Annotated in this window: 13 protein-coding genes; 3 read left to right on the top strand and 10 right to left on the bottom strand. The window is 43.1% G+C overall.

Translation table 11 applies throughout. The features are described from left to right. Positions 1 to 139 precede the first annotated feature (139 nt). From C0033_RS20910 to C0033_RS20945, 8 genes are all read right to left on the bottom strand, one after another. Positions 140 to 1720 carry an SPOCS domain-containing protein gene (locus tag C0033_RS20910; protein WP_103229852.1) on the bottom strand — a complete coding sequence of 527 codons (1581 nt, stop codon included), beginning with the start codon at positions 1718 to 1720 and terminating at the stop codon, positions 140 to 142. A gap of 70 nt (positions 1721 to 1790) precedes the next feature. Then, positions 1791 to 2630, bottom strand: coding sequence for an ATP-binding protein (locus C0033_RS20915; protein ID WP_103229853.1), 840 nt, complete (start codon positions 2628 to 2630; stop codon positions 1791 to 1793). 1 nt (position 2631) lies between these two features. Next, entirely contained in the window at positions 2632 to 3294 is a 663-nt protein-coding gene (gene cysE, locus C0033_RS20920; protein ID WP_103229854.1) for a serine O-acetyltransferase, read from the bottom strand. A 72-nt stretch (positions 3295 to 3366) separates the two neighbouring features. Continuing rightward, the gene (locus C0033_RS20925) at positions 3367 to 4095 is read right to left on the bottom strand and encodes an alpha/beta hydrolase-fold protein (protein WP_103229855.1); all 729 of its coding nucleotides are present in this window, start codon (positions 4093 to 4095) and stop codon (positions 3367 to 3369) included. Position 4096: 1 nt separating this feature from the next. After that, positions 4097 to 4921, bottom strand: coding sequence for an alpha/beta hydrolase family protein (locus C0033_RS20930; RefSeq protein WP_103229856.1), 825 nt, complete (start codon positions 4919 to 4921; stop codon positions 4097 to 4099). Positions 4922 to 4935: 14 nt separating this feature from the next. Continuing rightward, on the bottom strand, positions 4936 to 5769 hold the full coding sequence (locus C0033_RS20935; RefSeq protein ID WP_103229857.1) for a carbohydrate ABC transporter permease: 834 nt from the start codon (positions 5767 to 5769) through the stop codon (positions 4936 to 4938). A gap of 29 nt (positions 5770 to 5798) precedes the next feature. Further along, positions 5799 to 6680 carry a sugar ABC transporter permease gene (locus tag C0033_RS20940; protein WP_103229858.1) on the bottom strand — a complete coding sequence of 294 codons (882 nt, stop codon included), beginning with the start codon at positions 6678 to 6680 and terminating at the stop codon, positions 5799 to 5801. 65 nt (positions 6681 to 6745) lie between these two features. After that, positions 6746 to 8062 (bottom strand): extracellular solute-binding protein, encoded by a 1317-nt coding sequence (locus C0033_RS20945; protein WP_103229859.1) that lies wholly within the window; start codon positions 8060 to 8062, stop codon positions 6746 to 6748. A gap of 1186 nt (positions 8063 to 9248) precedes the next feature. Here C0033_RS20945 and C0033_RS27175 point away from each other — a divergent pair. After that, entirely contained in the window at positions 9249 to 10040 is a 792-nt protein-coding gene (locus C0033_RS27175) for a histidine kinase (protein ID WP_180994840.1), read from the top strand. A gap of 3 nt (positions 10041 to 10043) precedes the next feature. Continuing rightward, a complete protein-coding gene (locus tag C0033_RS20955) occupies positions 10044 to 11180 on the top strand; it encodes a response regulator (protein ID WP_103229861.1) in 1137 nt (378 codons plus the stop codon). A gap of 62 nt (positions 11181 to 11242) precedes the next feature. Here the strand turns inward: C0033_RS20955 and C0033_RS20960 are convergent, their stop codons facing one another. Both C0033_RS20960 and C0033_RS20965 read right to left on the bottom strand, forming a co-directional pair. Then, positions 11243 to 13267 (bottom strand): beta-propeller domain-containing protein, encoded by a 2025-nt coding sequence (locus C0033_RS20960; protein ID WP_180994841.1) that lies wholly within the window; start codon positions 13265 to 13267, stop codon positions 11243 to 11245. 12 nt (positions 13268 to 13279) lie between these two features. Then, positions 13280 to 13759, bottom strand: coding sequence for a sigma-70 family RNA polymerase sigma factor (locus tag C0033_RS20965; RefSeq protein WP_242984568.1), 480 nt, complete (start codon positions 13757 to 13759; stop codon positions 13280 to 13282). Between the two features lie 287 nt (positions 13760 to 14046). Between C0033_RS20965 and C0033_RS20970 the strand changes: the two genes are divergently transcribed. Further along, the gene (locus tag C0033_RS20970; RefSeq protein ID WP_103229863.1) at positions 14047 to 15531 is read left to right on the top strand and encodes a sensor domain-containing diguanylate cyclase; all 1485 of its coding nucleotides are present in this window, start codon (positions 14047 to 14049) and stop codon (positions 15529 to 15531) included. Positions 15532 to 15627 lie beyond the last annotated feature (96 nt).

Genomic DNA, 15627 nt, shown 5'->3' on the forward strand with positions numbered 1-15627 from the left:
CGCCGCCCTCAGATCCGTCATTTTATCTACTGACTTCGTATTTTTACGACTGTTAACCAATCAACGGTAGAAACGTATCATAAATATACGTTTTTACCGTCAATCTTCCCCTTTTGTTACCACTACTATATCATTTTTTTCAGCCTTTCGCAATTTCTTTTATCAGAATTAGTTTGTCGCCTAAAGATACCTTCTCTTCCGTCAGACCATTGGTATCCAATATGTTTTCAACAGTAGTGTGGAATTTCTTTGCAATCTTCCACAAGGTATCGTCCGGCTGGACAATATAACCCACGATTCCCGGCATCTCCTGCAGTTTTTTCACATCCATGGGCTCCACATTTACGCTCTCGATCACATTTTCACAAACGGGCTGAAGCACCAGAAGATCCAGAACCACCACTGCCTTCACTTCGATCACATCCGTGCTGAGCATCACTGCGCTAAGCTGTTCTAAGCCCGTATCCAGCTGGTAAATGCTCTCCTGCGTGATTCCCGGCGTTTCAGAGGTATAGTGGAACGGAAGCATGGTCACATACGATCTCACCGGTTCTTTATCATCTGTGGTCAGGTACAGTATCTGAACCTCCAATGCTCCTTCAATCCTCAGCGTGTCTTCCTCCACCTGAACGGCGTCGATTTTAACGCTGCCTTCGCTGTGGCAGATCTGTAAGATCCTGGGCTCTGTGTCCACATTTACCTTATCCGTCACTTTGCATTTTCCCGTATTTTTAGCGAGAATCTGTTCAAAACACACCTGGCCGGTCTGAAGGGCCAGCTCCCGATTGGTGGAATACAGATCGCTTAAAAGTTCAATTTCCTCTTCTTCATACAGCTTCATATCCAGTTCCAGAACCGCATCGATCTCCAATTCCCGAAGTTCTCCGTCGGCATCCGGCTTCGCTTCCACATCTTTATGCACCATGCGCACCGATATGGCGGGTATCATTTCCTCTGATGCCTCCGGCAGATCCAGTTCGCCGGAAAATGGAAGGCTCTCTTCCAGCCACTGCACCGGAACGCTTTCCCCTTCGCTGGTATAGATGACGAAGACCATAACTTCTCCGTCGATATGTACTTTTCCGTCCAATGGTTTTGTATTGACACCTCTCAGTTTCAGCTCGCTCCACAAAACCGCATCCATGCTGGGCTTGCTGCCTGAAAGAGTAATATCCTCTTTGATCCGGTAGGTATCCTTCCGCCTGAGCGCGATGGACGCCACATCCGTCTTCCGTTTCTGCACCTCAACCTGAACTTCCTCACCGGCCCGGTCTGCATTCGAAACCACGTCGGCCGCAGCCTGAGCGTCGTATAAGGTCTCCACACGCACGTCCAGTGTGACGATAGCTTTTACGCTCAGTTTTCTGGAGTTGATCATCGCCGCGTTTAAATCTTCCAGCTCCCAGCTGACGCCTGCATAATCCTTTTCTTCCAGGCCGGGTACGTTGATCACCTCGTCAAATGATATCGAGCCTCCCAACGTCTGCATGCCGCCTTCCGCCTTCGCATAGAGGACCTGAAACGCCACCTTTCCTTTGATGGACAACTTTTCTCCCAAATTTTTCACAGCTTCAATCTGTACTTCTCCCGTATCCATAATCACCTGTTCCATGTCATCCATGGTATCAGGCACAATAAAATCGTCATCCAGTGTGATCTGAGTCGCGGCATTTCCTTTCCAGCGGTTCATATGTATATTTTTCTTGATCAGCTCCACCATAAAAAGCACCCACCTTACCTTCTTATTTACTCTAAGAAAGTTTATGTGAGTGCTTTTTCTAATATGACTGTTACTTGTAATTCTCCAGAAAATGATGGCGTTCGCCCTTCTTTACATAGCCGATACAGGCGTCCAGATTCACATTTTCCACGCTTTTAAAGATATTCATCTCGATATGGGGATTGATCTTTCTGAACTGGCTGATTAATTCCTTCATCTCCTGGCGCTTGGAGGTGTGAACCTCTTCTTCCAGGGCCTTCTCTTTAGCAATCTGCTCCGTAAAACGGCAGGCACACTGTAAAAATCTCAGGTCATTAAACTTCTTCCAGGCCAGAATATTGGCCTCCTTTACCAAATACAGCGGCCGGATCAGTTCCATTCCCTCAAAATTGGTACTGTGCAGCTTGGGCATCATGGTATTGACCTGGGCTCCGTACAGCATGCTCATGAGAATGGTCTCAATCACATCGTCAAAATGATGGCCCAAAGCGATCTTGTTGCAGCCCAGCTCCTTGGCATTGGCATAGAGATGGCCTCTTCTCATTCTGGCGCAGAGGTAGCAGGGCGATTCGTCCACATCCACCACCACATCAAAGATATCGGATTCAAAGATCCGGATGGGAATCCCCATCAGCTTTGCATTCGATTCGATCAGCGCCCGGTTGTCCGGATGATAACCAGGGTCCATCACGATGAACTCCAGGCCGAAATCCATCTTTCCGTGGCGGCGTATCTCCTGCATGCACTTGGCTAACAGCATGGAGTCCTTACCACCGGAAATGCAGACGGCGATGTTGTCGCCCTCTTCTATCATCTCATATTCATTCAGTGCCTTAACAAACGGCCGCCAGATATCTTTGCGATACTGCTTGATGATGCTCCGTTCGATATCGCGGCAACGGTCTTCCATTCTATTCGTTTCCTTTCGCTAATAGTTCTTTCATCCTGGCTTCCAACTGTTCCAATTCCTGTTCCAGCTGCTCCACCCGGGCCTCCATCTTACAGTAATGTTCCATGGAAACCATCTTTTCTTCATTTTTCTTAGGGATCGGCACCCCGTCAATCTTAATTGGACGGGCCGGAACGCCCACCGCTGTCACGTTATTTTCCAGCGGCTTTAACAATACTGCATTGGCCGCAATCCGGCAGTTGTCTCCAACTTCAAAGGAACCTAATATCTTGGCTCCCGCACCTACGGTCACGTTATTACCTAACGTTGGGTGGCGTTTTCCCTTCTGGGTTCCCACTCCGCCCAGGGTCACTCCCTGGTAGATGGTACAGTTATCACCGACCACGGTGGTTTCACCGATCACCACTCCGCAGCCATGGTCTATTAAAATCCCATGCCCCATCTGGGCGCCGGGGTGAATCTCTATCAGCGTAAAAAACCTTGCAAGCTGTGAAATCATCCTTGCAATGAAAAACATTCTGTGTTTATAAAACCAATGGGCAAATCTATGCCAGATCAGGGCATGCACACCCTGATACAGCAGAAGAACTTCCAGCGCATTCCTTGCTGCAGGGTCCCGTTCCTGAACTGCCTTTACATCAAGCCAAATATCCCGAAATATCATAGCATTCCCCTTTACTTTATTTTCATTATGCTTATCCTGAATAGTATAGCATATGAAAATAAAATAAAAAAGCTACTTTATTTCGTTTGCCATGTTTTTTTGAAGGAGGGAAAACCAATTTTCCCAGGTGAGCCTGCCTTCCAGGCGTTCTACACAATTCCCGCCGCCCTCTTCCAGCGCCTGAGCAAACGCCCTGGAGGACCCGGCATACTCGTCATTTTCCCCATATGCAAAGTGGATGCACACCTCGTTTTGATCCGCCTGTTTAAGCAGATACCGCAGCGAAAATTCGGTATCCTGCAGCGGTTCCATGTCTTCTGAACCGAAAGCATTGGCCGCCCATTCCCTTTTTCTCTCCGCCAGGATCTCGTCCGTCAGAGAGCCGCAGGAAAAGCCAAGCGCCATCTGGTAGGTGCCGGGACATTTTAAAGCCGCCCGCAGTGCCGCATATGCCCCTTCTTTTGCTCCCGCAATGTATTGTTTTGTTAAATCCACCGGAAAATATTCCTTTATCAGCTCCGGCAGTTCCCGGGTCAGCATTGTAAAATATTTGAAGCCATGAACCATATCCGTTCCAAAACTCAGTTTCATATCCGGCATTGCCACTATCATTCCAAGTTCATTGGCAAGGCGTTCCACCGCCGTATTTCTCTGCCATGCCGTATGATCCATGCCGGCCGGAGGAATCAGCCACAGAACCGGATAACATTCTCTGTCCCACCGTTCCACCGGCAGGATCACATCCATAGAATTACATTCCGTTAATGCCTCTGAAAAAAAATGAATCTGCATCAGCGCCATATCAATTTCCTCCTTTCAGTGGCAAAGTCTCCAGAAATCTCCGAATCCACGTATCCCAGAATTCCCATTCATGTTTTCCAGGCCCTTCATGGTATTCATATTGATACGGATTGCCCGGCAGACTTTCAAATGCTTCCTTTATCTTCATTGCCACCGGATATCTGACATCCTCCGTTCCCATTGCGTGATAAACCTTGGGCAGCACGCTTTGCTTCTCTGCCGTCTCCCGGATCACCTTTAATATGTCATAGTCCGTTCCGGCAAGAGAATCCGAGTCCTCCACACCGTAGATATCCCGGTTGCATCTCATATAGGAAGAATTAGCGTCTCCTTCTTTCCCCCGCCACAGCCCTTCAAGTGGCACGATTCCTCCGGTGGACAGCATACAGATTGTGCCGTACTTATCCGGGTTATGAAGGCCGATCCACATAGCGCCTCCGCCGCCCATGGAGAGTCCGGCGATGTAATTATCCTCTCTCTTTTGGCTCATTTTCGGAAACATCTTTTTACAGATTTCAGGCAGTTCTTTTGTCATATAATCATAATACCTGGGGCCGTGTGCCATGTTTAAATACCGGCTGTAACTGACTTCCGGCATCACCACGATCAGGCCGAGAGGAGCGGCATACCGCTCAATCGAGGTTCTTCTCATCCAAATCGTGTGATCGTCGCTGCGGCCGTGGAGCAGCCATAATACCGGATACTGCTCCTTTAGCTGTATCACCTCCCCCATTCCAATACCATTAACTTTCTGAGGAAGAATAACACCAATTCCTGTCTCCATCTTCAAAACTTCCGAGTATAGTTTCACTTCAGCATATGCCATATCCTATTTAACACCTATCCTTTCACTGCCCCTTCCATCATTCCAGCCACAATTTTTTTCTGAAAAATACAATAAATAATAAAAATCGGCAGAACTGACAGAACCATTACAGCAAACGCTACTGTAAAATTTGTTGTATTTTCAGCTTTAAATGAATATTGGTATAAGGTCAGCGTCCGATATGTATTAGATTGATTTAAAACTAAAGAAGGCATAAAATAATCGTTCCAGATCCATAGTGAGTTTTTAATAACAACTGTAGAAATAATGGGTTTCATAATAGGCCTTACAATTTTGCAGAAAACCTGATTAGTAGTTGCTCCGTCTATATAGGCAGCTTCTTCTAAATCAGTAGGCATAGAAGCCAGATATCCTACCAGCAAAAAAATCCCTTCACATGTAGAGTTTGCTATATATAAAAGGATTGCTCCTTGTCTGTTCATCAAGCCTATTTGACTCATTAATTTGACCATTGGCAGCATTTTTACCTGAAAAGGTATAAATATACCTGCAACCATAAAAAAGTAAAGGAAATTATAAAACTTAGAGTTAAATCTTCTTCTTGAAATTGCATAAGAACACATTGGCAACAATAAAACCATAAATACAATGGCTGTTCCAGTAATCAAACACGAATTTCCAAGAGCCATAAAATAGTCCGGCCGACTTAAAACATATTTGAAATTATCCAAAACCCAGACTTTAGGTAATCCAAAAAAATTATCAAACAACTCCCCCATATTTTTCAGCGCAGATACGACAGTCAAATAGAATGGTATGAAAATCACGCATGTACCTAAACTTAATATTAAAATAATGATACTGTTATATATTTTTTTCTTAACCATTAATATTTCCCCATTCAATAATATAAGAATCAATCATAGATTTTCTTTTTATCTGTATAACTCATTTGAATCACTGAAATTACACAAATTATTGCTGCAACAATCAATGCTTGTGAAATTGCATACCCAAATCTTAAATCTTCAAAACCCAATCTATAAATTGACAAGGTCAAACTTTCTGTAGCTCCTGCCGGCCCTCCTGTTGTCAGTGCAACAATATAGTCATATATCATCAATCCTTCTTTTAAAATAAGGACGAAAATGATGCTTAAAATTGGCAATATGTATCTTATTGTTATATAACGAAATCTTTGCCATGCGTTAGCTCCGTCTACAACGGCAGACTCCATTATTTCTTTTGGAATTGTTTGTAAGGCTGAAATTAATAATACCGTTGGAATTGCTACACTTTTCCAAAGATTAGTAATTAAAATTCCGTAAATAGCCGTTTTTCTTCCTGATAAAATATTTTTTTTCAGAAAATCAATATTAAGGATATTGCCAATGATAGGAACCCCTTCAAAAAAAATATAATTAAAAATCAAACCAATTGTGAGCATACTGATACAGGCAGGGAAAAAATAAATTGCTCTGAAAACATTCTTCCCTTTAATAGGTTGATTCATAAGCAGAGCTAAGCATAAAGAAATGACTAAAACACCTACAATCAACATACATGCATAACGCAGGTTAAACGATACCGCTCTTTTAAACCGACTGTCATTTATAATTTTTATGTAATTAGCCAGCCCGACAAAATTATAATTTTTTGTTATCCCATTCCAGTCTGTCAAACTGTAATAGATTCCTAAACATATAGGCAGTATAGAAAGTAATGAATACAGTATTAGATTGGGTAAAATATAAAGGAAATGAGTTATATTTCTATTTTTATTTTTTTTACTTTTCATTTAAACTCCCCTTTATTATAAGGAGTTATTGATGCAGTTCAACAATAACTCCTTATCCTTACAAATTATTTATTATAATATTCTTTTATTAACTCCTGAACGCGATTTACAAAAACGTTTACATCCTTATCAAGCAGCAAGGCCTGAACTTCTTCATTAATAGCATTTCTCAAGTCCTGTGTCCAAATCGTAGACAAACATGGAAGATATCTGTTTTCTGTAATCAACGCATTAATATCCATAAGCTGATCCACATTATATGTTACATTGTTTAATGCTGTAGGATTTTTGTCCCAATCTACAAATGCTTGTGCAATATCATCTCTCAGCATAAATTCCATTAATTTCTTACATGCTTCAAATTCTTCGTCAGTTACATCGGCCGATATTGCATATCCAGTATCAACAGTTCCCGCTGTAAAAAATTCCTTTTCTGTCATGGTTGGTAACGGAGCCAATTTTATATTGCAATCAGGTTTCATTGATAAAAATGTTGGCAATGCCCAAGTTCCTTCTATCATCATAGCGCTTTTTCCATTAATAAATTCGTCATATGATGCCTCGTCTCCATATCCTAAAGAATCCGGGTTAGCATACTCTCTCAACTTATAAATAGATTCTGCATAATCAACAAATGCCTGATCCTGTGTTAAGTCATAAGTGCCGTCTTTAATACCATCACACAATGAACCAAAATCATGATTTACACAGCCCACCAACATGCGGTCAAAGCTTTGTGCAATTCTCGTACCATTTTTATCAGGAAAAGTAAAAGCCTGTATACCCTGCTGTTTTAAATTTTCACATAATTCCCACATCTCATCATATGTCTTAGGGATCTCCCAATTGTTTTCTTCAAAAAGATCAACATTGTACCATACCCCGTATGCATTTGTGTTAAAAGGAATAAAATATGTGGTATCATCAACTTTACATTGATTAAATATACTTTCATTGACCTTTTTTTCATATCCTAAATCACTTAAATCTTTAAATATTCCCTGATGCGCCATCTGCACATATGTTTGCGACATTGGAAATAGCCCTATAAATTCAGGGACATTACCGGCTGCGACTCTTGAAACAAATGTCGTGGTGGTTGTCTCACCCATAGTTACATTCACTTGAATATTAGGATTTTCTTCCATAAATTGCGGAATAATCTTATTGTAAAAATCGACATTTTCGTATTTCTGATGAAAAAATTCAATAGTTACTTTTTTGTCACTGCCTGCCGCTCCACTTGTGTCCTGAACAGTATTCACCTCATTCGAATTTCGCGATGTCTCGGATGGCTTAGTACTTTCTCCCGAAGAACATCCTATTAAATTTCCCAATACTAAAACTGAACTGAGTGCCAGCATCATAAATCTTTTTTTCATAAATAAACCCCTTTCCACCTAACATAATTTATTTACAACCATGGCCATGTTATAAATCTTTGTTTTCTAAATTATACCTAATAATCTTAAATCACAAAATACCATTTTCAAATATTACTTGCCATTTTCAAATATTATTATATAATTTATATAAAACAATTAATTGGAGCGGCATCAAATGATAAAATTATTACAACAAAAAGCTGTCATATTTTCTGTAAAAAAGGGATTATTTCTAATTGCTATTGTGCAATTTATTCTGACACTGCTTTTTCTTTTATATTCAATTACTCTGTCCACATACAAAAATTATAACGACGTAACAAATCGTTATTTTCAAGTTGGTGAACAGTTATTAAGCAATGCGGAAAGTGCCATTTCCTATCTGGAATCTGTCACTCTATTCCCCTCCCAGCTGCACAGTCAAAATAATGATGCCTATATTTCCAAAACATTACGGGATAATTCGATTAATCGAAATTACAAATTTTATAATTATTTTAACACTCACGCCCAAAATAAATTTGTTAACGACTCTCTTGATTTTGTTGCGCTTTATGATTTAAAGGGAAATGGCGTAGCCTCATTCAGAGACAGCGTTTACCAGCTATGTTTTGTTCAAAATTCTCCCTCCTGGTATGGCAACATGGTAAAATATAATACTGGTATCTCCATATTAATCCCATCCGATACGTTTTATGGTTCTGGCCTCCATTCGAGAGATTACCGTTCTATCTGTGCAATAAGAGGTATTGTTGATCCTAATTCTTTCAAAATAGTTGGCTATTGTGTTGCAGGTATCAGTACTGAATGGCTGACCCAGGCATTTAACACGATCCGTTTATCACCTAATCAAAATTTTGAGCTTTATAAAGACAATTTAAAACTTTTTGGAAACATTAGTAACGATGTACCAATCAGAGATTGGATCAGTCAAGATTCTTTCGAATCTGAGAATATGACAAAACGCATTTTAAAACGGGAAAACGGAAAATATTTTGTTTACAATATAATAGGACATTCAAACGGTTACGCTTTATTAATGAAAACACCGCTTTCTGACATAATGGGGACTGTTAGTAAAATACAACTTTACTATACAGTTTTTATCAGCATTTTTCTTTTTATCCTTATATGTTTAATTATTTATATTGTAAAAACAATATTAGATGCTCTTAAACGCCTTATGGATGCCTGCAACTGTTTTGAATTAGATCATGCCACGAAACTGTCCTGTGAAAACCTGCCCCAGGAACTGCAGACCCTTTTCGCTTCCTTTAACCGGATGTCGGAACGGATCAGTTTTCTCGTCCATGAAGTGTTCATGAAGCAGAAAGCCCAGCAGGAAACCGAGCTTCAGCTTCTGAGGACCCAGATCAATCCCCATTATCTGTACAATACGCTGGAAATCATGCATATGAAGGCCTATTCCCATGGGGACTACGACGTATCGGCCATGGCCGAGCTTTTAGGCCAGAACCTGCAGTACGGCCTGCGCAACACCACAAAAGAAGTGCTTTTAAAAGAGGAGATCAGCCAGCTCAATATCTATCTTTCCATCCTCTCCTATCAGTTTAAGGACCGGATCAGAACCAACATCTGCATTGAAGAGGAGTTGATGGAATGCCGTGTAATCAAACTGCTCTTCCAGCCGGTAATTGAAAATGCGGTCATCCACGGAATCACATCCAACGACCAGATCCTGTCCATCGATATCCTGGGCTACCGCAGCGAAAACACGATTCTGATCCAGATCTCCGACGACGGCTGCGGAATGACTGAAAAGCAGTTGGAAGCTCTGAAAAATGATATGGAAAGCTCAGGCAGCAACGGAATCGGCCTTAGAAATGTCTTCCGCAGAATCCAGCTCAACTACGGCCCTGAGTACACATTAGAGGTCAACAGCAAATACGGCCTCGGCACCACCATAACCCTGCATCTGCCCTGGCAGCCCGCTGACACACAGGAGGAGGAATAACATATGTTTAAACTGTTGCTGATCGACGACGATCCCAATATCATCGACGGGATTGATACAATCATACAAAACAATTTTCCCGGCGTATTTTCCGTCACCAAGGCTTACGACGGATATCAGGCCCTGATCCTGCTCACAGAGGATTATTACCACATCATTGTCTCCGACATCAAGATGCCCCAGCTGGACGGAATTCAGCTTTTAGAGCTGCTTCACGGCGAAAAAATACCGAGCACAGTCATCATGCTCAGCGGATACGACGATTATATGTACATAAGAAATGCATTGAAATTAGGCGCCTACGATTATCTGCTGAAACCGGTCAATATCCAGAACTTTATAGATATGCTCCGCACCATCCTCCCCACCCTCCAGGACAGCTGCTCCACGCTTTCCAAAAGCAATCTCACCTCTGCCCCGAAACAGGACAGGGTGAATGACTACTTTGATCTCTCCTGCTCCGGAAATCTGTATTTGACGCCGGAACAGATCAAAGAGGAACTGCAGAAGCTTAAACAGCTCATCTTCGAACTGGATTCCGACGAGGTGTGCGTAAAAGTAAACGACATTTTCCACCATATTTCCAAGGAGACGGTCAGTAAAGAGATGTTCCGGCAGCTTTTGTCCGATTTTCTCTACTCCCTCATGCAGAGCAACAGCAGCCTGATAAAAATCGTCGCTCAATACAAACTGACGGACAATGACCTGGCTGCCCATATTAAAAGTCTGCCCTGCTTGAGCCAGCTGAAAGAAAAATTTACCCAGGTCCTTCTCCTTTATATCGGCCAACTGGCCATATTAAAAAAAAACAACGATGAATACCTGATTAAAAAAGCTCAGGCATACATAGACAAGCACTATTCCGAACAGCTGCTCCTGGCCGATATTGCCGCCCAGTTCCGCCTTCACCCCAATTATTTCAGCTTTTTATTCAAGAAATACATGAATATAACGGTGAGGGACTATATACTCCAGCTGCGGATCAACACCGCCAAAGAGCTTATGAAGGATTCTTCCCTGAAACTCTTAGACATCGCCCTGTCCGTAGGCTATCAGGACGCGGCCCACTTTAACAGGGCCTTCAAAAATGTGACCGGCCTGTCCCCGTCCCAATACCGGAACGGGGTGGAAATTAAGTAAAGAAATGCCGGGAAAAATGGGTTTTAGTTTCCTTTCTTCCCGGCTGCATATTGACCGCTTATCTAATAATTCAAATGTCCAAATTCATTGAAATGCGCCATATCGAATACGGTAATCTTATCTTCCTCCACCACATAAAACCATTCTCCAATGTAAAGTCCTCTCGTCTGGCTCTGGTCTCTGTCCTTGGCAAGTTGGTGGGTAAGGCGTCTCGTAAATCCCTGGTCTTTTTCGTAAGAGTAGACCACATACTGATTCAGCCATTCTCTTCTGTCTTTATTGTATTCTTCCACAGCAAAACCGATCAGATTCTTTTCTGCGGAAATGACTACGGATTTATGGTTCTCCCAGGCCGGCGTATATTCAAAGGTTTTCTCCACCATTTTATCTCTTTCTTTTACGTCGGAAGGATCGTTTGTATCAAACATGGAAAGCTTCAGGCCTTTAAAATTACCGGTGTCAGGGCTGATCTCACGCCCGATTCCCAGCAGAAGGCCGTCGGAATAGGGATGAAGATATTCGGAAAATCCGGTAATCTTCAGTTCTCCCAGAATCTTAGGATTTTTAGGGTCTGAAAGGTCAGCAGAAAACAGAGGGTCCATATTTCTGAATGTCACAAAGTATGCAGTATCCCCCATAAATCTTGCCGAATAAATCTGCTCTCCCGGCGCCAATTCTTCGATCTCACTCAATTTTTTTAATTTATTGTCCAAAATAATCAGGGAATTCGTCTGCTGGCCGCTCTGATGGGACAACGTCGTCACTAAACGGAGATTTCCCTCATATTCATCCATGGAAAACTGATTATTCAAGTATCCGTCCACATTTCCATGGCCATAGAAACTGATTTTTCCATCTTTGTACGAGAATTTCAGCAGTTCCGTATAATCGTACTGTGTTGCCTTGTAGTCATAAGACATATTGCCAATATAGATATTGCTCTGGCTCACGTAAAACTGGTCACCTTCCGAATAAACGGCTTTGCTCTGCACCACTTGTCCCGGATTCTTCATATCCAAAGAGGATGCCACCAGATAGGAGGTGCCCGACGGCGTTTCCGGCAGGTAAATGCAGTTCAGGGGAATTACCGATCCGTCAATCTTTGGAACGTAGCGCTCAATCTCATCCTTTCCTGCATCCATTTCTGCGTAATAATCAGTAAATAGGTAGACGTAATCGCCGTTTCTACGGGATTCCTTATAATACCCGTCCTGTTTGACAGAGCCTAACAATTTCGGTTCTTTCGGATTTTTTAAATCATAAGTTTCCAAAAAAGTGGCATGTGAACCGTAATCCATCCGAATCACGGTAATATATTGGCCATTTATATAAAATTCTTCTATATGCTTTGCTCCACGGACTGTGGACGTATCGCCTATCCTGCCCACCACTTCCATGGTTTTGCCGGCGGCCTTAATGATCTGAATCTTTCCCCTGTCCCCTGTGGATACATAGATATAGGTGCCGTCTGTTTTTACCAAATCGCCTTCATCTACTCCCTGCACTTGAATATTCGTTTCGGAAAATCCATCCGGATTGCTGGAGGTTACTTCCATTTTCGTGCTGTCCGGCTTCATATTTCCCAGCGCAGCGCCGCCTGCCGCAGCCTCGCCAGGTGCCGCGCCTGTTTCCGTCAGGATATTGCCCATGCCGGTATCATAGATAACAGAATCGCACCCTTCACTGGCCTGTTTCTGAATCTGGTCGTAAAGTTCCTCATAACTGGAAACCAGATATTCTTTTTCCTCTTTCGTATCGGCCAGTTCCTCCATATTTGCCGAACCCGGCTGGTCTGCTTCCTTTCCTTCTTCCGGCGGAAGCATCTGTTCCTGTTGTCCATGTTCCGGGTTTCCGGCGCCGGTCAATGCCCGGTTGGGCAGCCGGGTCATAACGCAAACGGCCAATACGGCGGCAGCCAATCCTCCGTATCCCCATATCTTTTTGCTGCTTTTTTTATTTCTGCTGCTCTTGTTATCGTCCGCCGTTTGATCTAATTTTTTCATCATCTGTTCCGGCTCCAGGCTCGCAGGAGTTGGCACAGACTCTGCGGATCTGCGGATCTTATCAAGCATTTCCTCTTGTTTCATATGCATTTCCTCCTATCCATCTAATCGCTTCTGCATCTTTTCAAGGGCGCGGGCCAACTTGGACCGGACGGTATTGTCTTTTAAAAACAGACATTTTCCAATCTCGCGGCTGTTATACCCACCGAAAACAGACATGGAAACAATCAGTCTTTCCTGTCCGTCCAATGTAAAAAATGCATCTCTCACATCTTGTGCCTCTTCCACATTCCACTCACTTACATTTCCAATCATTTCTTGAATGTTTTCGTCGAAATCTACCGTTTTATGTAAATATTCTTTTAACTTCCTTTTACATTTTGCAGTGAGAATCTTAAATATCCACGGGCGGAATGATTCGTCATTTCTCAGTTTGCCGCATCCGTTCCATGCGTCTGCCACAGCTTCACTTACCACATCTTCCGCATCCTGGCAGTGTCCCAGCGTATACAGGGCAAAACGGTACATATCCTGATATATCTTCTTGTATTGCTCCTCAAAGGTTCCTCTGTCCACTCTCGTCCCCCCTTAATGTCTTTTTGAAATGCATCTCATATTGTCAAACCGGCGGCTAAGTGTTGCACGGTAAAAATATTTATTTTCTTTTATTGTAGCAGAAGACCTTCTTTTGTAACAGTGCAGTCTTCCGATGCCTGTGTTGGCTCCGGCATCGAAAGGCTGCACTGTTATTTTCTTTGAGGAAAGCGGATTGGAATCCATAGACAATCCACACTGCAAAGTAGTATAATATTAACATTAAACAGCAGTTATTATTGCCGTAAGAATCCAGCGGGGAGTATATTATGTTCAAGCGGTATGTAAAATATGAAAAAGCAATTATTGCATCTGTTTTCTGTGCAGTTTTTCTGATTTTCTGCACACTGCTCGTCTTTCGTGAGCAGGTAAACCGGGATGTTCGCAATGATATGAAAAATCAGATTGAAGCAATCCAAAAAAACTGCATCAGAGTGCTTAACAATGAAATGAACAGCCTGATCCACCTGAACGAAACGGCCGCTGATTTTATGTCCGGCCTGGATTTTGAGTCGGAATCGGATATCATTCAGATGCTGGATAATTATGCGCGCAGCGGCCACGTAAAACAGGCTCTTTTTCTGACCTATGACGGTCATCTCTATACAAATTATGCCGGCGAAATCGATCCGCCGCCGGAGACTGTAATCAAAAATTACAACGGTCTTTCCGCCATCAGAGGTTCTACATTTTCCCCGCCTTGGTATTCAGAGGAATTTCAGCAGATATATTTTGGCGTGCTTTCTCCCATGGTTTTGGGCGAACGGAAAGGACTGCTGATCACCACTTACCCTGTCTCTGATTTTTACAGTCTTTTCCAGAACGAGTTCTTAGGCGGAGCCGCCGAGATCGGAATTCTGGACAGAAACGGCTCCACCATACTGGGCCGCCAGACAAAAGATCATAAAAATGAATTTGGTATCAATGCCATTGACGAGTTAATAGACAGCGGCATTATATTTTCCGCCCACTCCGCAGACGGAATGCTGCACGATTTTAAAAATGGTGTGGAAGGATTTTCCTCTTATTATGTAAAAGGCACGGAACGCCTCTGTTCCTATGCGCCGGCTCAGTACAACGGCTGGTATATCGTCGTATTGGCCCGGGAAAGCATTCTCAGAAAGCAGTCCACCCAGATCGAACGCCACGGAATCTGGCTGACAATCAAATTAATTGCAATCATGGTGATCCTGCTGGCAATTATTCTGGCTGTCCGCTACCGGGAGCAAAAACAAGTGCGTGAACAATTGCAGAAAGCCGCCATGCTGGACGGATTAACCGGAATCCTCAACAGAGGAACCGCCGAAAACCAGATCATCAGCTATTTAAAACACGAAGGAAAAGACAGACATCATGCGGTCTTCCTCATCGATATTGACTGCTTTAAGGGCATCAACGACACTTACGGCCACATTATCGGCGACACCATCCTCCGCGAACTGTCCCGCCATCTTACAGAGTGTTTCAGCACATCCGATATCATCGGACGTATGGGCGGAGATGAATTTATCGTTCTGTTTAAAAACTGCGATACTGCGGAAATGATTCAGAAAAAAGCTAAACAGCTGACAAAGCCGCTTTTCTATAAAGACCAGAAAACCGGCCAGTCGGTGCCATTCACCATCAGCGTAGGAATCAGCCGATACGCCGAAGACGGCAATGCCTTCATGGAACTATACCAAAACGCCGATGAAGCCCTCTACCACACAAAACAAAATGGCCGAAACGGATATTCTTTCGCTGCAAAACTGTGATTTAAGGGGGTTGGCGGAAGGTACGCACGAAATGGGGAGGCGGAGCCGGGAGAGGAAAAGCGCAGGGGGCTGTCCGGGGCGCTTTTCCTCTCCCGG

Origin of the sequence: Clostridium sp. chh4-2 (assembly GCF_002899675.1) — a bacterium.
Classification (GTDB): domain Bacteria; phylum Bacillota; class Clostridia; order Lachnospirales; family Lachnospiraceae; genus CHH4-2.

Coding starts and splice junctions, on each gene's coding strand:
- cysE (WP_103229854.1), bottom strand. CDS start 3,294: ATGATATTTCGGGATATTTGGCTTGATGTAAAGGCAGTTCAGGAACGG.
- C0033_RS20925 (WP_103229855.1), bottom strand. CDS start 4,095: ATGGCGCTGATGCAGATTCATTTTTTTTCAGAGGCATTAACGGAATGT.
- C0033_RS20960 (WP_180994841.1), bottom strand. CDS start 13,267: ATGAAACAAGAGGAAATGCTTGATAAGATCCGCAGATCCGCAGAGTCT.
- C0033_RS20945 (WP_103229859.1), bottom strand. CDS start 8,062: ATGAAAAAAAGATTTATGATGCTGGCACTCAGTTCAGTTTTAGTATTG.
- C0033_RS20930 (WP_103229856.1), bottom strand. CDS start 4,921: ATGGCATATGCTGAAGTGAAACTATACTCGGAAGTTTTGAAGATGGAG.
- C0033_RS20910 (WP_103229852.1), bottom strand. CDS start 1,720: ATGGTGGAGCTGATCAAGAAAAATATACATATGAACCGCTGGAAAGGA.
- C0033_RS20955 (WP_103229861.1), top strand. CDS start 10,044: ATGTTTAAACTGTTGCTGATCGACGACGATCCCAATATCATCGACGGG.
- C0033_RS20940 (WP_103229858.1), bottom strand. CDS start 6,680: ATGAAAAGTAAAAAAAATAAAAATAGAAATATAACTCATTTCCTTTAT.
- C0033_RS20935 (WP_103229857.1), bottom strand. CDS start 5,769: ATGGTTAAGAAAAAAATATATAACAGTATCATTATTTTAATATTAAGT.
- C0033_RS20915 (WP_103229853.1), bottom strand. CDS start 2,630: ATGGAAGACCGTTGCCGCGATATCGAACGGAGCATCATCAAGCAGTAT.
- C0033_RS27175 (WP_180994840.1), top strand. CDS start 9,249: ATGGATGCCTGCAACTGTTTTGAATTAGATCATGCCACGAAACTGTCC.
- C0033_RS20970 (WP_103229863.1), top strand. CDS start 14,047: ATGTTCAAGCGGTATGTAAAATATGAAAAAGCAATTATTGCATCTGTT.